This window comes from Pseudomonas putida, assembly GCA_041071465.1.
Classification (GTDB): domain Bacteria; phylum Pseudomonadota; class Gammaproteobacteria; order Pseudomonadales; family Pseudomonadaceae; genus Aquipseudomonas; species Aquipseudomonas putida_P.
The window spans coordinates 110,954-130,844 of sequence record CP163498.1; the positions used below are offsets into that span (position 1 = coordinate 110,954).

At 63.2% G+C, this 19,891-nt stretch carries 18 protein-coding genes and 1 pseudogene; 6 read left to right on the forward strand and 13 right to left on the reverse strand.

Going from position 1 to position 19,891, the window contains the following annotated elements; translation table 11 throughout:
- Positions 1 to 2: 2 nt before the first annotated feature.
- The 10 genes from kdpA to AB5975_00550 form a co-directional block, all read right to left on the reverse strand.
- Positions 3 to 1,697 (reverse strand): potassium-transporting ATPase subunit KdpA, encoded by a 1,695-nt coding sequence (kdpA, locus tag AB5975_00505; GenBank protein XDR20493.1) that lies wholly within the window; start codon positions 1,695 to 1,697, stop codon positions 3 to 5.
- Positions 1,698 to 1,706: 9 nt separating this feature from the next.
- The gene (gene kdpF / locus AB5975_00510; protein XDR20494.1) at positions 1,707 to 1,796 is read right to left on the reverse strand and encodes a K(+)-transporting ATPase subunit F; all 90 of its coding nucleotides are present in this window, start codon (positions 1,794 to 1,796) and stop codon (positions 1,707 to 1,709) included.
- Between the two features lie 176 nt (positions 1,797 to 1,972).
- On the reverse strand, positions 1,973 to 3,025 hold the full coding sequence (locus AB5975_00515; protein XDR20495.1) for an AI-2E family transporter: 1,053 nt from the start codon (positions 3,023 to 3,025) through the stop codon (positions 1,973 to 1,975).
- A gap of 12 nt (positions 3,026 to 3,037) precedes the next feature.
- Positions 3,038 to 3,832 carry a DUF4892 domain-containing protein gene (locus tag AB5975_00520; GenBank protein ID XDR20496.1) on the reverse strand — a complete coding sequence of 265 codons (795 nt, stop codon included), beginning with the start codon at positions 3,830 to 3,832 and terminating at the stop codon, positions 3,038 to 3,040.
- Between the two features lie 109 nt (positions 3,833 to 3,941).
- Positions 3,942 to 4,796, reverse strand: a complete 855-nt coding sequence (locus AB5975_00525; protein ID XDR20497.1) for an alpha/beta hydrolase — start codon at positions 4,794 to 4,796, stop codon at positions 3,942 to 3,944.
- Positions 4,793 to 5,560, reverse strand: coding sequence for an alpha/beta fold hydrolase (locus tag AB5975_00530; protein XDR20498.1), 768 nt, complete (start codon positions 5,558 to 5,560; stop codon positions 4,793 to 4,795). The genes AB5975_00525 and AB5975_00530 overlap by 4 nt, the downstream gene beginning before the upstream one ends.
- A 92-nt stretch (positions 5,561 to 5,652) precedes the next feature.
- Positions 5,653 to 6,027, reverse strand: a complete 375-nt coding sequence (locus AB5975_00535) for a hypothetical protein (protein ID XDR23057.1) — start codon at positions 6,025 to 6,027, stop codon at positions 5,653 to 5,655.
- A 129-nt stretch (positions 6,028 to 6,156) separates the two neighbouring features.
- Positions 6,157 to 6,615, reverse strand: a complete 459-nt coding sequence (gene sixA / locus AB5975_00540; GenBank protein XDR20499.1) for a phosphohistidine phosphatase SixA — start codon at positions 6,613 to 6,615, stop codon at positions 6,157 to 6,159.
- Positions 6,612 to 6,959: a DUF4389 domain-containing protein gene (locus AB5975_00545; GenBank protein ID XDR20500.1), complete on the reverse strand. Its 348-nt coding sequence runs from the start codon at positions 6,957 to 6,959 to the stop codon at positions 6,612 to 6,614. Before AB5975_00545 ends, sixA begins: the two co-directional genes overlap by 4 nt.
- A gap of 36 nt (positions 6,960 to 6,995) precedes the next feature.
- Positions 6,996 to 8,021 carry an NAD(P)H-dependent glycerol-3-phosphate dehydrogenase gene (locus AB5975_00550; protein ID XDR20501.1) on the reverse strand — a complete coding sequence of 342 codons (1,026 nt, stop codon included), beginning with the start codon at positions 8,019 to 8,021 and terminating at the stop codon, positions 6,996 to 6,998.
- A gap of 115 nt (positions 8,022 to 8,136) precedes the next feature.
- On the opposite strand from AB5975_00550, the gene AB5975_00555 reads away from it, so the two are divergent.
- The 5 genes and pseudogenes from AB5975_00555 (at position 8,137) to fabB (ending at position 15,056) form a co-directional block, all read left to right on the forward strand.
- Positions 8,137 to 10,284, forward strand: coding sequence for a TonB-dependent receptor plug domain-containing protein (locus AB5975_00555; protein XDR20502.1), 2,148 nt, complete (start codon positions 8,137 to 8,139; stop codon positions 10,282 to 10,284).
- A pseudogene (locus AB5975_00560) lies at positions 10,284 to 11,173 on the forward strand (ABC transporter substrate-binding protein). The gene AB5975_00555 and the pseudogene AB5975_00560 overlap by 1 nt, the downstream one beginning before the upstream one ends.
- Positions 11,170 to 13,101: an ATP-binding protein gene (locus tag AB5975_00565; protein ID XDR20503.1), complete on the forward strand. Its 1,932-nt coding sequence runs from the start codon at positions 11,170 to 11,172 to the stop codon at positions 13,099 to 13,101. The pseudogene AB5975_00560 and the gene AB5975_00565 overlap by 4 nt, the downstream one beginning before the upstream one ends.
- A gap of 207 nt (positions 13,102 to 13,308) precedes the next feature.
- Positions 13,309 to 13,824: a 3-hydroxyacyl-[acyl-carrier-protein] dehydratase FabA gene (fabA, locus tag AB5975_00570; GenBank protein XDR20504.1), complete on the forward strand. Its 516-nt coding sequence runs from the start codon at positions 13,309 to 13,311 to the stop codon at positions 13,822 to 13,824.
- Positions 13,825 to 13,835: 11 nt separating this feature from the next.
- Entirely contained in the window at positions 13,836 to 15,056 is a 1,221-nt protein-coding gene (gene fabB, locus AB5975_00575; GenBank protein XDR20505.1) for a beta-ketoacyl-ACP synthase I, read from the forward strand.
- A gap of 67 nt (positions 15,057 to 15,123) precedes the next feature.
- On the opposite strand, the gene AB5975_00580 is transcribed toward fabB, so the two are convergent.
- Positions 15,124 to 16,128 carry an amidohydrolase family protein gene (locus AB5975_00580; protein ID XDR20506.1) on the reverse strand — a complete coding sequence of 335 codons (1,005 nt, stop codon included), beginning with the start codon at positions 16,126 to 16,128 and terminating at the stop codon, positions 15,124 to 15,126.
- Positions 16,129 to 16,245: 117 nt separating this feature from the next.
- On the opposite strand from AB5975_00580, the gene AB5975_00585 reads away from it, so the two are divergent.
- A complete protein-coding gene (locus AB5975_00585) occupies positions 16,246 to 17,109 on the forward strand; it encodes a pirin family protein (protein ID XDR20507.1) in 864 nt (287 codons plus the stop codon).
- A 32-nt stretch (positions 17,110 to 17,141) separates the two neighbouring features.
- Here the strand turns inward: AB5975_00585 and AB5975_00590 are convergent, their stop codons facing one another.
- Together AB5975_00590 and htpG are read right to left on the reverse strand one after the other, a co-directional pair.
- Positions 17,142 to 17,867 (reverse strand): dienelactone hydrolase family protein, encoded by a 726-nt coding sequence (locus AB5975_00590; GenBank protein XDR20508.1) that lies wholly within the window; start codon positions 17,865 to 17,867, stop codon positions 17,142 to 17,144.
- Positions 17,868 to 17,928: 61 nt separating this feature from the next.
- Positions 17,929 to 19,833, reverse strand: a complete 1,905-nt coding sequence (gene htpG, locus AB5975_00595; GenBank protein XDR20509.1) for a molecular chaperone HtpG — start codon at positions 19,831 to 19,833, stop codon at positions 17,929 to 17,931.
- Positions 19,834 to 19,891 lie beyond the last annotated feature (58 nt).

The following is a 19,891-nucleotide window of genomic DNA, read 5'->3' on the forward strand; positions in this document are numbered from 1 at the left end:
CCTCAAAAACCCAGGCTCAGGTGTTCGGCGATTGGCCCAAGGGCCAGGGTCGGCAGGAAGGTCAGGCCACCGACCAGCAGGATGGTCACCAGCAGCAGGCCGGTGAACAGCGGGCCGTGGGTGGGGAAGCTGTTCTGCCCCTGCGGCGCGCTTTTTTTTGCCGCCAGGCTGCCGGCCAAAGCCAGGATTGGCAGGATGTAGCCAAAGCGGCCGATGAGCATGGCCAGGCCGATCATCAGGTTGTGGTACACCGTGTTGGCAGCAAAGCCGGCGAAGGCCGAGCCGTTGTTGGCGGTGCCCGAGGTGTAGGCATACAGCAGCTGGCTGAAGCCATGCGCGCCTGGGTTGCTGACCGCCCCCGCAGGGCCAGGCAGGCTGGCGGCGATGGCGCCGAGCACCAGCACGCCGACCGGCATCACCAGCAGGGTTGCCACCAGCAACTGCACCTCACGGGCCTGCAGCTTCTTGCCCAGGTACTCCGGGGTACGGCCAATCATCAGCCCGGCCAGAAACACTGCAATCAGCACAAACAGCAGCATGCCGTACAACCCGGCGCCAACACCGCCGAAAATCACCTCGCCAACCATCATGTTGACCATGGCCACCATGCCGGTCAGCGGGTTGAGGCTGTCATGCATGGCGTTGACCGAGCCGTTGGAGGCAGCGGTGGTGGTTACCGTCCACAACACCGAACCGGTGGTGCCGAAGCGGCTTTCCTTACCCTCCATGGGTGCTGCCTGCTGCACCTGGGCGCTTTCCAGCGCCGGGTTGGGTTGGTGCTCGGACCACAGCGCCGTGCCGCCGCCGATCAGAAACAGCGCCAGCATGCAGGCGAGGATGGCACGGCTTTGGCGCAGGTCCTTCACGTAATGGCCGAAGGTGAACACCAAGGCCACCGGAATGAGGATGATCGACGCCACTTCGAACAGGTTGCTCCAGGCCGTGGGGTTCTCGAAGGGGTGCGCCGAGTTGACACCGAAGAAGCCGCCACCATTGGTGCCCAGTTGCTTGATGGCGATCTGGCTGGCGGCAGGGCCCAACGGAATGGTCTGGTCAGCACCTTGCAAGGTCAGCGCGTGGGCGTAATCGGCAAAGGTCTGTGGCACACCCTGCCATACCAGCAACAGCGCCAACAACAGGCACAGCGGCAGCAAGCCGTACAGGGTAGCGCGGGTCATGTCGACCCAGAAATTGCCCAGCGTCGTTGCGCTGCGCCGGGCAATACCACGACATAAGGCAACCAGCACGGCTAGGCCGGTGGCGGCACTGACGAAGTTCTGCACGGTCAGGCCAAGCATCTGGCTCAAGTAGCTGACCGACGCCTCACCGCTGTAGGCTTGCCAGTTGGTGTTGGTGACGAAGCTGACTGCGGTGTTGAACGCCAGCGACCATTCCTGGCCAGGCAGGTGCTGCGGGTTTAATGGCAGGTAGCCCTGCAACAGCAGCACGGCGAACAACAGCAGGAAGCCGGCCAGGTTGAACACCAGCAGGGCCAGGGTGTACTGCCGCCAGTTCTGCTCCTGGCTGGCGTTCACACCCGCCAGCCGATAACAGACCTGTTCGACCGGGCCCAGCAGCGGCGAAAGCCAGGTACGCTGGCCTTCCATGACCTTGAAGTAGAACCGCCCGAGCCAAGGTGCCGGTAGCAGCACGATGGCGAAGAATGCCAGGAGCAAGGCGAAATCGTAACTGTGCATGGCCGCTCCCTAGCTGCGATCGGCGCGCAGCAGCGCCACCAGCAGGTAAAACGCCAATGCCACCGCCAGCAGCAGTGACAGCCCGTCGAGCATGTTCATGTGTCGTTCTCCCCGTATGCGGCTTGGGCCGCTTTGGGGAAATTGTCCGTGGGAGGGGTGTAAAGGGGCGAGATCGAGGGGTAAGGGTGGGTATAAAGAATGCGTAAAGATCAGCTTCTTTGGGCTACCTGTACCGGCCTCTTCGCGGGGTTATCCACGAAGGGGCCGGTACAAGCTTACTGCTGGGGTGGCTGCTGTGCGGCGTTACGGCTCCAGTCCAGCAGCAGGCTGTAACCGACCGCCAGCAAGGTCGGCCCGATGAACAAGCCAATGAAGCCAAAGGCAAGCAAGCCACCGAACACGCCCAGCAACACGATCACCAGCGGCAGGTTGCCGCCACGGCTGATCAGGTAGGGCTTGAGCACGTTGTCCACGCCGCTGATGACGAAGGTACCCCAGATACCCAGGAACACTGCCATGCCGTACTCGCCCTTCCACACCAGCCAACCGGTGGCCGGGATCCAGGCCAGTGGTGGGCCCATGGGGATCAGGCTGAGCATGAAGGTCACCAGGCCCAGCACGATCGCCCCGGGCACCCCGGCGATCAGGAAGCCGATGAGCGCCAGCAGGCCCTGTGCGGCCGCCGTGCCGATCACCCCGTTGACCACCCGCTGCACGGTGCCGGCAACCAGTTGCAGGTAATACTCGGCACGCTCGCCCATCAGCCGGTGCAGCAAGCGCAATACGAAGGCCGCCAGGCGTGGCCCGTCGCGGTAGAAGAAGAACACGAACACCAGGCTCAGGGTCAGTTCCAGCACACCGCTGCCGATCTGTGCGCTGCGCGCCAGCAACCAGTTGCCCACCTGCCCGAAGTATGGCTTGGCCGAAGCGAGCAAGGCCGCGCCCTGTTGGTCGAGCGATTGCCACCAGTTGACCAGGCGCTCACCGACGAACGGAATGCCTCCCAGCCAGGCCGGCGCTTCGGGCAAGCCGTCGACCTGCACGTCACGTACAAACGCCGTGGCATCGCGAATATGATCGGCCAGGTTGAACCCTAGCCACACCAACGGCAGTGCCACGATCAGGATCCAGGCCGTGGTCAGCAGGCTGGCCGCCAGCGTCTCACGTCCGCCCAGCAAGCGCGTCAGCAGGCGCATCAACGGCCAACTGGCAAAGGCCAGGATGGCCCCCCACAGCAACGCCGAAATGAAGGGCGCCATCACCCAAAGGCCGGCACCCAGCAACGCCAGCAGCAGAATCTGGACCAGCAGGCGATCATTGTTAACCATGGTGGCGCTCGTTCAACGGATCAGTTCAAGGTGCAGGCCGTCTGTAGGCGCACTGCCGACTTCAAGACGGCCATTGCGCACCCCGGCCTTGATCAGCGCCTCGCGCCAGGCTTCGGCCTGGGCGCCGCTGAGGCTGGCGCGCAAGGTGCTGTCGAGGTTCAGGCTGCGGGCCAGCAGGTTCACCCAGGTGTCTTGCGGCGCAGCAAGGTCAGGGTAGTCGAGCTTGCCGGTGTCGCGCATTTCGCGCAGCACCGTGGCGGCGGTGGGCAGCAGCTCGCCCAGCGGGCTGCCGGCGACGAACTCTTCCACATGCAGGTAGGCACGGCGGTTGCCACGGGTAACGCTGTACAGCGCAACCAGGGTGTCGGCCTCGTCCGCGGAGCGGCGTAGCAGGATGAACGCCTGCTGCTCGTCGCCACCGTTGAGGCGGGCATTGGCGAACACGTCGTTGGCCCACAGGCTAGCCTCACCGCAATCGCGCCCCTGGCACCAGAACAATGGGTAGCCACCGTCGCGCTGCAGTTCTTCGCGGGCACTGGTGAAGGCTTCGCGGGCAGTACGCTCGACGGGCAACTCGTAGGTCACCGAGCTGACTTGGCCACGGCTCTCGACCTTGTCGTCGACCCGCAGGCGACCACTGATCTTGCGTAGCGGGCCCATCGGGTAGACGCGCTCCTGCTCCACGGCCGGACGCTGGTCGACAACCTTGGCGTCCTGCGGTACCGGCAAGCCGCCGGCCCACAATAGGGGGCTGGCGAACGCCAGGCAGGCGGTGATGGCGTTACGGATGGCAACAGGCGCGCTCATTGGCGAACCAGGCGGCGCTTAGCGCCGGAAAGAAGCTCCAGGATGTCTGGCAGTTGCATGGTTGTCTCCCTGTTCAACCCGCCAAGCCTCGACACTTGTCCGGTGCAAGTCAAGCAAAGCCAAAGAAGCGATTGATACAGTCTGCGACAAGGGCCGCGCCCTGCTCATCGTTCAGGTGCAGGTGATGGCCGCCGGGCAGCGTCACCTGCTCAAAGGGTAGCTGCTCCAGTAGCGCCGTGTGGCGCGCCAGCATGCCGTCGGCAGCCACCAGCAACTGCGCCGGGCAGCTCACCCGACGCACATGGGCCATGGCCTGTGCTTCACTCAGGCGCACCGGTGATGGCAGTGTCAGGCGGCTGTCGCTACGCCAGCTGTAGCCACCGGGCACCGGCATAAGGCCACGCTGGGCCAGCAGCTCGGCCGCCTCACGGCTGACCGCGACCATGCCTTTCATCCGGGCATGCACACCATCCTCCAGTGTCGCGTACACCGACTTGCGCTTGCCATCCAGCCGCAACTGGGCCTGCAGTGCCATCCCCAAGCGCTCGCCTGCATCCTGCTCGGCGCCGGTCGGGGGGATGACACCGTCGATCAACGCCAGGTGGCTGACCCGGTCGGGCAAGGCACCGGCCAGTTGTACCGAAATGATTGCGCCAAGCGAATGGCCCAGCAGGGCGAAACGCTGCCAACCCAACTGCTCGGCAACGCGCAGCACATCATGGGCATAGTCGGCCAGGGCGTAACCGGCGCCAAGCGGGCGGTGCTCCGAGTAACCGTGCCCGGCCAGGTCCAGGGCGACGATGCGCAGCCCTTTCAGTCGCGGCGCCAGGCGGGCGAAGCTATTGGCGTTGTCCAACCAGCCATGCAAGGCAATCACTGGCAGCCCGTCTTCAGGGCCGAACAAGTGCGCAGCCAGTTCGATATGGCCCAGGCTCAGGCGGATTTCCTCGACCTGCGCGCTCATGCCTGGCTCCAGCGGTCGAACAGCCCCTTGATCAGGCTGGCGGTGTCGGCCGGGCGCTCCAGCGGGAACATGTGCCCACCCGGTACGCTGTGGTATTCACCTTTGAGCATGCCGCGCACTGCCAGGGTATGGTGGCGGCGAATGACATTGCTACGGTCGCCACGCACCATGGCCAGCGGCACCTGCAACTGCCGTGCGGGGGCTGGGCTGGTATGAGGGATGCTGCGGTAGATGCTGATTTCCGTAGCCGGGTCGAAGCGCAACTGCAGGCCGTGCTCTACATAAGCGTCGAGGCAGTCGGGATCGAAATGGCGGAACAGTGACTTGCCGGCGAAATAGTCCCGGGCGCTGTCACGGTCCTTGAAGGTTTCGCGGCGCCCCAAGGTGCGCCCGGCGGGGGTGATTCGGTCGATGAAGCCCAAGCGCTTGGCAGTGCGCAGCAGCCACTGGTCGGCACGGGTGAGCACGGGGGAATCGAGCATCACCACCCCACGGTAGTACTCGGGGCAGCGCAAGGCGGCGTGCAGGTGCAGCACCCCACCCAGCGAATGGCCGACGCCCCAGATGGGCTGATCCTGTTGCGCCAGGTGATGCAACAGCTCATCGACCAGGCTTTGCCAGTTTTCGTCCACCGGAAAACGAGGATCATGCGCGTGCTGGGCCAGGTGCTGCACCTGATAGTCCGGCGCCAGCGCTGCGAACAGCTTGCCGTAGGTGGCCGAGGGGAAACCATTGGCATGGGCGAAGAAGATCTGCTGCGACATGGCGCCAGGTCCGCACGGGAGTGATGGCCTATTGTCGGCATCCCGGTGCGGTTCGGCAATGTCCGTAAAGGTCATCGGCGAGGGCTATCAGGTCATGCCGAGCGGTCGAAGCTGCTCAGCGAACGGCGCAGGCAGGCTTGCATGTAGGCCAGTTGGCTCTCCAGCGCTTCGCGGGCCAGGCGCTGGTCGTGATAGTCCAGTTGCAGCCGGCGCAAGGCCAGGCAACTGGTTTGCAACAGGTGGGAGACACGTATGCAGGCGTCCTGCAGGGCGCGCAGGTCCAGCTCGCTTTGCTGCCTGACAGCAGGTTCCAGTTCGAGGTTGCCGTTTACCGTGTGCATCAGGTGGTAAAGCTTGGCGTCGGCCGATTCGCGCAGCAGGCTGTATTGCGCGAAATCCAGCGAAGTACCCTGATCAACCTGGTCTATGGTGGGTTGCAGGTCCAGGGAGCTCAATAGCTCCCGCATCACACCGCTCATTCGCTGCTCCCTGCCTGATTGACTTTGAGCAACGCTAGCAAGAGGCCATAAAGCGCGGCAACTGGCAAAAATACCAGTTGCCTTCTTGATGGCCAGGGCCACCGTGCAACACCAAGCTCAACCCGGTGAGCTGATCACCCGAAGCGTCATGAGCCCTGCCAGTGGCCAATCCCCTTCCAGCTCCGCCAGGCTGGCAGTGCTCATGGCTGCCGGCTGCTGCTTGTGACCATGCTCCAGCACTCCGACCAAGGTGCCCACCAACGGCTGGTGGCTGACCAGCAGTACATGCTCAAGCCCCAGGCGTTCGAGCTCGCCGATGACCTGCTGCACATCACTCTCGGGCGTCAGCCAAGGCACGGTGCGCACCGGCTCGGCGAAGCCCAGGGTGTCATGCACCAGCACCGCCGTCTGCTGTGCGCGCACGTAAGGGCTGGCGATGATGGCCTGCAACGGTTGCCCCAGCAGGCGAGCGGCGCTGTGCAGCACCTGCTCGCGGCCATGGGCGGTCAGCCGGCGCTCGGCATCGGTATTGGCCCGTGGCTCCGCTTCCCCGTGGCGCAGCACCCACAGTTTCACAGCTTGGGTTCCTCGTCACGCACCGGGTGTGGGGCCGGGGCCACGGCATGGGCGGCTTCACCTTCGGGCGCACGCGGGGCCGGCCAGTCCGCGAACGGCCAGGGCTTCTGGTCGCTGTGGAAGCTGCCAAAACGGCCGATTTGCGCCAGGTACTGGCTCAAGCTATCGCCGAAGTTCATCAGGCTGGCACTGGGCGCGCCGTACACCAGACGGTAGATCAGCTGGACCAGCACCAGGCCACCCAGCAGCAGTTCGGCCAGTTGCCAGACCACCAGGAACACCAGCATCCACAGGACCCGCAGGATGATCGACTCGCGCTGGGCGCGTTCGGGCGTATCGTTCATGTGTTGCTCCTTGCTTGTGTCAGAGCCACCAAGGGCTCAGTTGAAACCGCTGATGGAAATGAAGTCGACATCGGTTTTGGGCTCGGCACGCATCAGGTGCTCGATCACTTGGTTCAAGGTGCGCCCTTCGAACAGAATGGCATGCAGGCCAGCCACCAGCGGCATGTACACCTGCACTTCCTGAGCCTTGGCCTTGAGCACCTTGAGCGTGTTGACCCCTTCGGCCACTTCGCCCAGGCGGTTGACCGCCTCTTCCAGGCTGTGCCCCTCGCCCAGCGCGTAGCCAACCTGATAGTTGCGGCTCTTGGGCGAGGAGCAGGTGACGATCAGGTCACCGACACCGGCCAGGCCGAGGAAGGTCATGGGGTTGGCACCTTGGCTGACAGCAAAGCGCGTCATTTCAGCCAAGGCCCGGGTAATCAGCATGCTCTTGGTGTTCTCGCCCATCCCCAAGGCCACGGCCATGCCGGCAATGATCGCGTAGACGTTCTTCAGCGCCCCGCCCAGTTCGACGCCAAAACGGTCGGCACTGGCGTAGACGCGGAAGGTACGCCCGTGCAGCACGGCCTGCACCTGCTGGCACAGCTTTTCGTCTTCACTGGCCACCACTGTGGCAGTCAGTGCGTGTTCGGCGATCTCGCGCGCCAGGTTGGGCCCCGACAACACGCCAATACGCGCCTGGGGGGCGATTTCTTCAAGTATCTGGCTCATCAGTTTGAAGCTTTGCGCTTCGATGCCTTTGGTCAGGCTGACCAGGCCCTTGCCGCGCAGCAACTCGGCATGCGGTGCCAGCACGCTGCGCAACGCGCTCGATGGCAGGGCCACGAAGACCAACTCGCTGGCCTGCAGGGTAGCGAGCAGGTCGTTGACCGGTTCGACGCCATCGTGCAGGCGGATGCCCTTGAGGTAGCGCGGATTCTCGCGATTGACGCGCATGGCCTCGGCCTGCGCCGGGTCGCGCATCCATTGGCGCACTGGCACACCGTTTTCCGCCAGCAGGTTCGCCACGGCGGTGCCGAAGCTGCCGCCTCCCAGAACTGCAACAGGTTGCTGTTCAGTCATATCCAATCCGTTAAAGCCAAAAGTTAAGTGGCGACCCCGCCATTATACGGCTCGCCTGCTACAGAACCAGTACAGGTAACCCAGATCACTGGCAAATACGCCAAGGTCAGTTACCATGCCTGTTTCAACTCTGATACAAGGCTGCTCCGTGTTCCCTGGCACGCCCCCGTACCCGCGCCTGCTCATACTGACTGCCCTGCTCGGTGGCCCAGCCGTGGCCGACGACCTGTTCATCGACACGTCCGACCTGCCACAGGTTCTGACCGCCACACGCCTGAAACAATCCCCGGCGGCGGTCCCGGGCAGCATGACGGTCCTCGACAGCGAGCTGATCCGCGCCAGCGGTGCCCGTGACATCCCTGAGCTGCTGCGCCTGGTACCCGGCATGATGATCGGCTACGGTGCCGGCAACCAGCCCACGGTCAACTACCACGGCAGCAACGTCAACGACGCACGCCGCATGCAGGTTTTGATCGATGGCCGCTCGGTGTACCGCGCAGGCCTGGCCACGGTTGACTGGAGCGACATTCCCCTGGCCATGGAGGATATCGAGCGCATCGAGGTGTTCCGCGGCCCAAACACCGTCAGCTACGGCGCCAACGCCCTGATGGCGGTGGTGAACATCCTCACCCGCAACCCCGCCGACAGCCATGGCACGCGGCTGAAGGTGACCCGCGGCCAGGATGGCATCAACGATTTCTACGCCAGCCACGGCTTTGGCTGGGACGGCGGTGACATGCGCCTGTCGGTGTCGGGCCAGCAAGACGACGGCTTCGATGAAAACCAGTTCGGCCAGGACTACCGCGACAGCCGCCGCCTGACCCGCTTCAACCTCAGTGCCAGCCACAACCTGGCGGTTGACCAGACCCTGGAATGGCAACTGGCGGCAAAGGAAGGTAGCAACCAGCGGCCTTATACCTATCAGCCGGTGTTCGCCAAGTACGAGGCAGGCAACAACGCAGACGTCAATGCCAAGGACTATGCCGGCTCGTTGCGCTGGACCAAGGATTTCAGTTCCGAGCACAGCCTCTATATTCAGGGTTCGGCGCAGCATTTCGATCGCCAGCAGGTATGGCGCGCCTGTGATGCCCTAGAATCGTTCAGCGCCGAACTGACCCAGCTCTGGCAAATGAACCCCGACTTTGCCGAAAAAGTAGCGCGCGGTGTCGCCCTGGGCGACCTGCCAACGACCAGCGACCCGGTGTTGAGTGCCCTCTCGAACAAAGTGCAGGAGCAATGGAAGGCCGGCGGCAACCAGCCGGTCTGCGGCGATGTCGACCAGAGCACCCGCGAAACCCGCTACGACCTGGAGATCCAGGATACCCTGAGCCTGACCGACAGCCTTCGCCTGCTCAGTGGCATGAACTACCGCTATGACCGTGCCGACTCGCAGACCTACTTCAACGGCAGCCTCGACGACCAGACCTGGCGCCTGTTCGGCCAGCTGGAGTGGCGCGCCGACGAGCACTGGATCCTTCAGGGCGGGGCCATGTTCGAAGACTCGCGCCTGTCTGGCAGCTCGCTGACGCCACGTGTCGCGGTCAACTACCTGATCACCCCACGCCATGGCCTGCGTGCGGTGTATTCCGAGGCAGTGCGCTCGCCCGACATGTTCGAGAACAACGTCAACTGGAGCTACACGGTCAAGAACCTCAGCACCAACGCGTTCGGCCAGCAGCACGGTGAATACTTCGTCAAGACCCGTGGCCCCGGCGACCTCGACCAGGAACGCATGCGCTCGCGCGAGCTGGGCTACAACGGCTTTTTCAGCGACATTGGCTTGAACATGGATGTGAAGCTGTTCTACGACGAGATCACCGGCATGATCAGTGAACCGCTGAAGAACAACCAGTACATCGCCAGCAACGCCAACAAGGCCCGGTTCAGCGGCAGCGAGGCACAATTGGATTGGCGCCCGACCCTGCGCGACCGCCTGCGCCTGACTTACGCCTACGTCGATGCCTGGGCCAGCAACCCCGACGACCGCCGCCTCAGCGCCCACAACAGCGGCTCGGCCGGGTGGATGCGCGAATGGGGTGCCGGCTGGTCGAGTGCACTGTTCTACTACGGCGACGATGCTCTCAACCAGTACCGCTATGAACGCCTGGACCTACGCCTGGCCAAGCGCTTTCGAGTGGTTGGCAGCAACCTGGAGCTGGCAGCGCTGTGGCAGCAGCGCCTGGACGACGAGCCAACCACGGCAGTCCAGAACCGCTTCGACAGCCGCCACCGCCTGAGCGTCAGCGCGGAGCTGGAGTTCTGATGGCCCTGTTGCTGCGCCTGTTGCTGCTGTGCCTGTGGCCGCTGGGGCCACTGTCGGCCAGTGAAATCCTGCTGGTGGGGGCTGAGGACCAGCCCGGTATCCGCAGTTTCGTCGCCGCGCTGGAAAGCCGTCGGCCCCACGATCATGTGCATTTCCAGACCACAGCCGACCTGCCGCGCCCGAGCAAGCTCAAAGCCGACCAGCGTTTGATCCTGCTCGACAGCTCCGCACTGGAGTGGCGGCTGGGCGAAACCGCCGGCCCACCGGCCCTGGCCATGCGGGTCAGCCGGGTACAGGCTGAACAGCGCCTGGGAAAGTCGCGCCCCGCGTTTCTCACCTTGCTGTGGAGTGACGCGCCGTTGGGCCGGCAATTGCGCCTGACGCGCTACCTGCTGCCGCAGGCCCAGCGCATTGGGGTGTTGTACGGTGAGCACAGCAGTTTTCTGCTCGACGAGTTGCGCCATGCCGCACGCCCCCTAGGCCTGGAGATCATCGCCCAGGACTGGTCCGACCCGCGTGACAGCCGGCCGCTGCAGCATCTGCTGGGTAGCAGCGATGTGCTGCTGGGCCTGGACGACCCAACCTGTACAACTCCAAGACCGCGAAGAACCTGCTGCTGAGCAGCTATGGTCGACAGATGGCCCTGATCGGGCCGAACGCCGGTTTTGTTCGCGCCGGCGCCCTGGCCAGCACCTACAGCGATCAGGACGACTGGCTGGCGGAGCTCGACCAGTTGCTCGATCAGCCGCCTGCGCGCTGGCCGCGCAGCCTGTACCCGACACGCTATGGCGTCAGTGGCAACCAGCAGGTGGCCCGCGCCCTGGGCCTTGAACCGATCGATCCGAACGCCGCCGCCAAGGCCCTGGCCGCAGGAGACCCCACCCCATGACCAAGCGCTTGAGCTGGGACATTCATACCCGCACCCAGATCATCAGCCTCGGCCCTGCCCTGCTGCTGACCTTGCTGTTGATCAGCTTCTTTACCTTCGTGCGTATCCAGGACCTGCGCCAGGAACTCAACCACACCGGGCAACTGATCGCCAACCAGTTGGCACCGGCGTCGGAGTACGGGGTGATTTCGGGCAACAACGAAGTACTTGAAGGGCTGATGCGCGCCACCCTCAGCATCCCGCATGTGCGTTTTCTGGAAGTGCAGGACAGCCGCAACCACATCCTCGTGTACGTGGAGCAGTCCGACGAAAGCGCCAACCGCGCACAACAGGTAGAAGTGTTCCAGGCGCCCATCCGCCTGCAACAGATCCGCCTGGACAACGATTTCCTGCAACAGGGCAAGGCCACCACCCCGGCCATTGGTGACGACTACCTGGGCCGGGTGATAGTCGGCATGTCCGATGATGCCTTCAGCCAGCGGCAACAGGAAATCGTGATCAAGGCCGGGATCCTTGCACTGTTCGCCCTGCTGTTCACCTTTTTGCTGGCTCGCCGCCTGGCCCTGAGCCTGGCCAAGCCGATCAGCGACATGGGGCATGCGGTCAAGGCCATTCAGCAGGGCGAGTACAACACCCCCTTGCCGGTGGTGGACGACAGCGAACTGGGCCACCTGGCGCGTCACATCAACAACCTGGCCAGCGCCCTGGAACAGGCCAGCGATGAACAGAAGCAGGCCATTGCCGAATTGATCCAGGCTCGCGAGGAGGCTGAACAGGCCAACCGCGCGAAATCGGACTTCCTGGCCATGATGAGCCATGAGCTGCGCACACCGATGAATGGCGTGCTAGGCATGCTGCAGTTGCTGGAAACCACACCGCTGAGCAGCGAGCAGGCCGATTACACGGCAGTGGCCAGCGAGTCCACCGGGCATTTGCTGAAGGTCATCAACGACATCCTCGACTTTTCGCGTATCGAGCGCGCCGCGCTGCAACTGGAGCACATCGACTTCAATCTCGGCGAGTTGATCACCAGCAGTGTCCAGTCGTTCCAGCACAGCGCCCAGCAGCGCGGCCTGGGCCTGCACCTGCAACTGCCGGCCGGCTTCGAGCAACTGCAGGTGAACGGCGACCCCACGCGCATCCGCCAAATCCTGCTGAACCTGATAGGCAACGCCCTGAAATTCACAGAACGCGGGCAGGTACAGGTCGAAGCACGTTGGCAGGTACTCGATCGGCAACTGATCTGGCTGACCTGCAGCGTGCGCGACACCGGCATCGGCATCGACAGCGACCGCCTGGAAATGATGTTCATCGCTTTCCAGCAGGCCGACAGCTCGATTTCCCGCCGTTATGGCGGCACCGGGCTGGGGCTTTCGATCGCCCGCACCTTGGCCGAGCGCATGGGCGGCAAGCTGCGCGGTGAAAGCCGTGAGGGCCTGGGGTCGACTTTCACCCTGGAAATGCCACTGGCCCTCGCCACCCCTGCCCCCGTCCCACTGAAGCCGCCCACCACTGCGCCAACGATAGTGCCCGACAATGATCAGGTACTGCTGGTAGAGGACAACCCGGTCAACCAAAGCGTCATCGAGGCCATGCTGCGCAGCCTGGGGCTTGTGGTATGCACGGCCGAGGATGGCCTTGAGGCGGTCGACCTGGTTGGCCAGCAGCGCTTCGCCGCCGTGCTGATGGATTGCCGCCTGCCACACCTGGACGGCTATGAAGCCACCCGGCGCATCCGCCAGTTGCCCAACGGCGCCGGGCTACCGATCATCGCCCTGACCGCCAACGCCTTGCAGGGCGACCGCGAGCGTTGCATGGCCGCTGGCATGGACGACTACCTGAGCAAACCCTTGCGCCGCACCGAACTGCAGCGGGTGCTGCAGCGCTGGTTACCCGGTCGGACAACCGCGACTGGCGATAAATGCTAAAGTGCGGCAGTCTTAAACACTGGACAGGACCTTCATCGGACCTGAAAATAGACGTTTCAGTGCACACCTGTACTTCTTTCGGCAGGTGCGCTGTGACTTTCACCACAACGCAATAGTCTACCTGTAGGCTGCCGTCTCGAAGCCATTGGTTTTCGGGCCGGCCGGGAAGATTCATCCCCTGCCACAGGGGGTTATTGAGGAGCTCGCATGACCAAACAACACGCCTTTACTCGGGAAGACCTGCTGCGCTGCAGTCGCGGTGAGCTGTTCGGCCCAGGTAATGCGCAACTGCCCGCGCCGAACATGCTGATGGTCGATCGCATCACCCATATCAGCGAAGAAGGCGGCAAGTACGGCAAAGGTGAATTGGTCGCCGAGCTGGATATCACCCCGGACCTGTGGTTCTTCGCCTGCCATTTCGAAGGCGATCCGGTCATGCCGGGCTGCCTGGGCCTTGACGCCATGTGGCAGCTGGTCGGCTTCTTCCTGGGCTGGCAGGGTCTGCCAGGCCGTGGCCGCGCGCTGGGTTCGGGCGAAGTGAAGTTCTTTGGCCAGGTATTGCCTAGCGCCAAGAAAGTCACCTACAACATTCACATCAAGCGCGTCCTGAAGGGCAAGCTGAACATGGCCATCGCCGATGGCTCGGTCAGCGTCGACGGCCGCGAGATCTACACTGCCGAAGGCCTGCGGGTCGGCGTGTTCACCTCCACTGACAATTTCTAAGGGTTATTCGCATGCGCCGCGTCGTTATCACTGGTCTGGGCATCGTATCGTGCCTGGGCAATGACAAAGAGACCGTCACCGAAAACCTGCGTAACAGCCGTCCGGGTATCCGTTTCAACCCGGAATACAAGGAAATGGGGCTGCGCAGCCAGGTTTCCGGGTCCATCGACCTCAACCTCGAAGAACTGATCGACCGCAAGGTCTACCGCTTCGTCGGCCACGCCGCGGCCTACGCCTATCTGGCGATGCAGGACGCGATCAAGGACGCTGGCCTGACCGAAGAGCAGGTTTCCAACCCGCGTACTGGCCTGGTGGCTGGCTCCGGCGGCGCCTCGACCCTGAACCAGATGGAAGCGCTGGACACCCTGCGCGAGAAAGGCGTCAAGCGCGTCGGCCCGTACCGCGTTACCCGCACCATGGGCAGCACCGTTTCGGCGTGCCTGGCCACTCCGTTCAAGATCAAGGGCCTGAACTACTCGATCTCGTCGGCCTGCGCCACTTCGGCACACTGCATCGGCACCGCCCTGGAGCAGATCCAGTGGGGCAAGCAAGACATCGTCTTCGCCGGTGGTGGTGAAGAAGAGCACTGGAGCCAGTCGTTCCTGTTCGATGCCATGGGCGCCCTGTCGACCAAACGCAACGAAACCCCGGAACTGGCTTCGCGCGCCTATGACGCCGACCGTGATGGCTTCGTCATCGCAGGTGGCGGCGGCATGGTGGTGGTCGAGGAGCTGGAACACGCCCTGGCCCGTGGCGCCAAGATCTACGCCGAAATCGTTGGCTACGGTGCAACTTCCGACGGCTATGACATGGTTGCCCCGAGCGGCGAAGGTGCCATCCGCTGCATGCAGCAGGCGCTGGCTACCGTCGACACCCCGATCGACTACCTGAACACCCACGGTACTTCGACTCCGGTCGGTGACGTGGCCGAGATCAAAGGTGTTCGCGCCGTGTTCGGCGACAAGGCACCGAAGATCAGCTCGACCAAGAGCCTGTCGGGCCACTCGCTGGGCGCCGCCGGCGTGCACGAGGCGATCTACTGCCTGCTGATGATGGAAAACAACTTCATCGCCGGCTCCGCCAACATCGATGAGCTGGACCCAGAGGTCGCCGACCTGCCAATCCTGCGTAACACCGAAGAAAACGCCAAGATCGACACGGTCATGAGCAACAGCTTCGGCTTCGGCGGCACAAACGCCACCCTGGTGCTCAAGCGCTGGGAAGGCAAGTAAGACGCTACTGCGGTAAATGAAAACGCCCCGACTGGTTCGGGGCGTTTTTATTTTTAACCTGTCGCACTTATTTCTGCCTGGGCAGTACAGCCAGAAAGTTATCGCGGACCACTTTGTTGGCCACCTCTATCGGCAAGGCATCCAGAAACGGCTTGAACCCGTGCATCTGCTCACCCAGGCTGCCAAACCGCCCCACCACATCCGACCCCAGCATGAACCGCTCTGGATAGCGCTCGACCAGCGCCAGCCATTCCTTGCGCGGCACGCCTTTGTCATCCAGCAGATAAGGCTGCAGCACACTCCACGACAGGTCGACATACAAGTTCGGGTAGTCCTCCAGCAATCGCGTGAGCACCGGCAACAGAAAACCCATCTGCGTCTGGTGGCGGTGTATCTCCATGCTGCTGCCCGCATGCGCCCAGATGAACCGTGTATGCGGGTGATTGCGCAGTGGCTCTTCAATCTCCGCCAGGTACAGCGGGTTGCGCTCGCGCTTGGAGGTGATGTTGGAATGCAGGAGCACCGGCAGGTCACGCTCGGCCGCCAAATGGTAGATACGCGTCATGGCCTCGTTGTTGGCGCGCGGTGTGTCGCCACTGGTCAGCGCGGTCAGGTCATCGTGGCGGGTGAACACCTCGCCAATGCCCTGCCATAACCCCGGGTTCATTTCGAGCATACGCTCGATGTGGCTGACAGCGTTCTTGTCCACCGGGTTGAAGCCGGTCAAAAACGGATGAAAGCGTTTTCGTTGCTCAATCGGCAACTGCTCCAGGGCCGCTGCCACATAGGTGTCGGTGGCGCTGTACCAATAGGCATCGGCGTCGTCACCGGCGTAATAGCGTGGGCGCTTGGGTTCGTCTTCGTGCCATTTCTTGGCCACTGGAATGCCGGAAATCATCGACTGCTCGATGCCTGCGGCGTCCATGGCCTTGAGCAACGCCGGCATGCCTTCGCTTTCCTGAAAGAAGTCGACGTAGTGCAGGTGGGCGTCGCTGTAGCGGTAGTCGCGCGCGTGTGCCGCCTGGCAAAGCGAGGCAGACAACATTACGCAGGCCAGCGCTCTGGCAATCATGGGCTGCTTCCTTCTACAAATACGAGAACAGTAGACCGGCCGGCAAACGAGACGGTTCAGCCGAAGCGGGCAAACCGCTATGCTGGGTGCACACCCACCTCGCCTGGAACACACCCCATGAGCAGCCCCCTGATCATCCGCCCGCGCGCCGAATCGGTCGAGGGCCAGCCGATCCTGCGCCCGCTGCCTTCGGCCCAGTGCCGCAGCGTCGGCCCGTTCGTGTTCTTCGACCATATGCTCGAAACCGACTATGCCCCCGGGCATGGCATGGACATCCGCCAACACCCGCATATCGGCTTGTCGACCCTCACCTACCTGTTTGAAGGGGCGATCCTGCACAAGGACAGCCTCGGCTCGGCACAGCGTGTGCTGCCGGGTGATGTCAGCTGGATGACCGCAGGCAGCGGCGTGGCCCACGTCGAGCGCACCCCAGAAGATGCCCTGGCCCATGGCTCGCGCCTGCATGGGCTGCAGGTATGGCTGGCATCGCCGCGCGAGCATGAGCAAGGCCCGGCAAGCTACAGCCATCACCCGGCCGCGAGCCTGCCCGTCAGTGACAGCCTGGGGGTGCGCATCTGCATGATTGCAGGCAGCGGGTTCTGCCTGGAGTCACCGGTACCGGTGCTCTCCCCTACCCTTTATGCCCATGTACGGATGCAGCCGGCAACCACCTTGCCGATACCCACCGAGCATGCGCAGCGAGCACTGTACCTGCTGGATGGCGAGTTGCAGATGAACGACGCGGACGTGGAGCCGTGCAGCCTGGTGGTACTGCCAGAGGGCGAAGACGTGACACTGTACGCGGAGGGTGAGTGCCAGCTGGTGCTGATTGGCGGGGAGCCGCTGGATGGTCCACGGCGGATGAACTGGAACTTCGTGGCCAGTGACCCGGAGCTGATCGAGCAGGCCAGGGCACGCTGGGCGGCGAGGGATTGGCCAGTGGTGCCCGGGGAAACCTCCAGGATCGAGCTGCCACGGTAATGTTGGGGGCCGCGTTACGGCCCCCTGCGATCTCAACGCTGGAACACTTCCGTCAGCAGGTTATGCATCGACCGGAACGCCCGCTCCGAGGTACGGCGGTCGTACTGCATCTTACCCGGCACATTGGCATTCGGGTCGGTGAACGAGTGCACTGCCCCGCCATAGCTCAGCAACTGCCAGTCCACCTTGGCGGCGTTCATCTCGTCCTCGAACGCCGGCAGCTGCTCTTTCGGCACCAATGGGTCGGCAGCGCCATGCAGCACCAGCACCGAGCCCTTGATGCGCTTGGCATCCTCCGGGTTCGGCGTGTCCAGGGTGCCGTGGAACGACACCGCCGCACGCAGGTCGGCGCCGGTACGCGCCAGCTCCAGCGCACAGCAGCCACCGAAGCAAAAGCCGAAGGTTGCGACCTTGCCCGGCTCCAGTAGCGCCTTCGACTGCCCCAGCAACTGCGCCAGGGCTTCCTGCATGCGCTTGCGCAGCTCGCTGCGATCATTCTTCAACGGCATCATCGCCGCACCCGCCTCGTCGGCGTTGGACGGGCGCACCGATTGACCGTACAGGTCGGCAATCAACACCACGTAGCCCTTCTCGGCCACTTCCTTGGCGATACGCTCGGCGCCTTCGCCAATGCCCATCCAGTTCGGCGCCATCACCAGGCCGGGCTTCGGCAGCGCACCTGGCTCATAGACCAGGCGGCTTTCATAGGTTTTGCCGGACAGGTGATAAACCAACGATTCGACGATTACCTTGCTCATCAAGCACTCCTTAGCTCACCATGAAAAAAGCCCGCCGAAGCGGGCTTTCCTGTGCATCAACTCAAGCAGACAGCTCGACCAGCAGCTTGTTCAGGCGACGAACGTACGCCGCCGGGTCCTTCAGGCTGTCACCGGCCGCCAGGGCCGCCTGATCGAACAGGATGTGCGACAGCTCGGCGAAGCGGTCTTCGCTCTGCTCGTTGTCCAACTTCTCGATCAGCGGGTGGCTCGGGTTGAACTCGAAGATCGGCTTGGACTCCGGCACCTTCTGCCCGCTGGCTTCCAGAATCTGACGCATCTGCAGGCCCAGGTCCTGCTCGCCAATGGCCAGGATTGCCGGCGAGTCGGTCAGGCGGTGCGACACGCGCACTTCGGCCACGCTGTCACCCAGCGCGCCTTTCAGGCGCTCGACCAGGCCTTCCTTGTCCTTGGCGACTTCTTCCTGGGCTTTCTTGTCTTCTTCCGAATCCAGCTTGCCCAGGTCCAGATCGCCACGGGCGATGTCAACGAAGGCCTTGCCGTCGAATTCGTTGAGGTAGCTCATCAGCCACTCGTCGATACGGTCGGTCAGCAGCAGCACTTCGATGCCTTTCTTGCGGAAGACTTCCAGGTGCGGGCTGTTCTTGACCTGCGCGTACGACTCGCCGGTGAGGTAGTAGATCTTGTCCTGGCCTTCCTTCGCACGGGCCAGGTAGTCGGCCAGGGCGACGCTCTGCTCGCCGCTGTCGTCCTGGGTGGAAGCGAAGCGCAGCAGGCCGGCGATTTTCTCCTTGTTGGCGAAGTCTTCGGCCGGGCCTTCTTTCAACACTTGGCCGAAGTTCTTCCAGAAGCCCTTGTACTGCTCGGGTTCGTTCTTCGCCAGTTTCTCCAGCATGTCCAGCACGCGCTTGGTGAGCGCGGTCTTCATCGAATCGATGATCGGGTCTTTCTGCAGGATTTCACGCGACACGTTCAGCGACAGGTCGTTGGAATCGACCACACCCTTGATGAAGCGCAGGTACAGCGGCAGGAACGACTCGGCCTGGTCCATGATGAACACACGCTGCACGTACAGCTTCAGGCCGCGCGGTGCTTCGCGCTGGTACAGGTCGAACGGCGCACGGGCCGGCACGTACAGCAGCGAGTTGTATTCGAGCTTGCCTTCGACCTTGTTGTGGCTCCAGGCCAGCGGGTTTTCGAAGTCATGGCCGATGTGCTTGTAGAACTCCTGGTACTCCTCGTCCTTCACCTCGGTGCGCGAACGGGTCCACAGGGCGCTGGCGCGGTTGACGGTTTCCCACTCTTCGGCCGGCTGTTCTTCACCTTCAGCGCCAGCCTGCTCTTTGGGCAACTGGATCGGCAGAGCGATGTGGTCGGAGTATTTCTTGACCACGTTGCGCAGGCGCCAGCCATCAGCGAATTCCAGTTCGTCCTTCTTCAGGTGCAGGACGATGCGGGTGCCGCGCTGTGGCTTGTCGATGGTGGCGACTTCGAACTCGCCCTCGCCTTTCGACGACCAGTGCACACCCTCGGCCGCTGGCTGGCCAGCACGGCGACTGTACACGTCAACCTTGTCGGCAACGATGAACGCGGAGTAGAAGCCCACGCCGAACTGACCGATCAGGTGCGAGTCCTTCTTCTGGTCACCGGTGAGGTTCTTCATGAAGTCGGCGGTGCCGGACTTGGCGATGGTACCCAGGTGGGCGATGACGTCTTCGCGGCTCATGCCGATGCCGTTGTCCTCGAGGGTCACGGTACCGGCGTCCTTGTCGAAGCTCAGGCGAATTTTCAGGTCGGCGTCGCCTTCGAGCAGCTCTGGCTTGCCCAGGGCTTCGAAACGCAGCTTGTCAGCGGCGTCGGAGGCGTTGGAAATCAGCTCCCGCAGGAAGATTTCCTTGTTGGAGTACAACGAGTGAATCATGAGGTGCAGCAGCTGCTTCACCTCAGTCTGGAAGCCCAACGTTTCCTTTTGTGTTTCCACAGTCATGGTCTTCGAAACTCCGATCTGATGACAGTTGGCGCCTGGCGGCCAGTTCGGCCAGCGT

Coding starts and splice junctions, on each gene's coding strand:
- AB5975_00530 (XDR20498.1), bottom strand. CDS start 5,560: ATGTCGCAGCAGATCTTCTTCGCCCATGCCAATGGTTTCCCCTCGGCC.
- AB5975_00590 (XDR20508.1), bottom strand. CDS start 17,867: ATGAGCAAGGTAATCGTCGAATCGTTGGTTTATCACCTGTCCGGCAAA.
- htpG (XDR20509.1), bottom strand. CDS start 19,833: ATGACTGTGGAAACACAAAAGGAAACGTTGGGCTTCCAGACTGAGGTG.
- AB5975_00555 (XDR20502.1), top strand. CDS start 8,137: ATGCCTGTTTCAACTCTGATACAAGGCTGCTCCGTGTTCCCTGGCACG.
- AB5975_00525 (XDR20497.1), bottom strand. CDS start 4,796: ATGAGCGCGCAGGTCGAGGAAATCCGCCTGAGCCTGGGCCATATCGAA.
- fabB (XDR20505.1), top strand. CDS start 13,836: ATGCGCCGCGTCGTTATCACTGGTCTGGGCATCGTATCGTGCCTGGGC.
- kdpF (XDR20494.1), bottom strand. CDS start 1,796: ATGAACATGCTCGACGGGCTGTCACTGCTGCTGGCGGTGGCATTGGCG.
- AB5975_00535 (XDR23057.1), bottom strand. CDS start 6,027: ATGCGGGAGCTATTGAGCTCCCTGGACCTGCAACCCACCATAGACCAG.
- AB5975_00565 (XDR20503.1), top strand. CDS start 11,170: ATGACCAAGCGCTTGAGCTGGGACATTCATACCCGCACCCAGATCATC.
- AB5975_00580 (XDR20506.1), bottom strand. CDS start 16,128: ATGATTGCCAGAGCGCTGGCCTGCGTAATGTTGTCTGCCTCGCTTTGC.
- AB5975_00585 (XDR20507.1), top strand. CDS start 16,246: ATGAGCAGCCCCCTGATCATCCGCCCGCGCGCCGAATCGGTCGAGGGC.
- AB5975_00545 (XDR20500.1), bottom strand. CDS start 6,959: ATGAACGATACGCCCGAACGCGCCCAGCGCGAGTCGATCATCCTGCGG.
- AB5975_00550 (XDR20501.1), bottom strand. CDS start 8,021: ATGACTGAACAGCAACCTGTTGCAGTTCTGGGAGGCGGCAGCTTCGGC.
- kdpA (XDR20493.1), bottom strand. CDS start 1,697: ATGCACAGTTACGATTTCGCCTTGCTCCTGGCATTCTTCGCCATCGTG.
- AB5975_00515 (XDR20495.1), bottom strand. CDS start 3,025: ATGGTTAACAATGATCGCCTGCTGGTCCAGATTCTGCTGCTGGCGTTG.
- fabA (XDR20504.1), top strand. CDS start 13,309: ATGACCAAACAACACGCCTTTACTCGGGAAGACCTGCTGCGCTGCAGT.
- AB5975_00520 (XDR20496.1), bottom strand. CDS start 3,832: ATGAGCGCGCCTGTTGCCATCCGTAACGCCATCACCGCCTGCCTGGCG.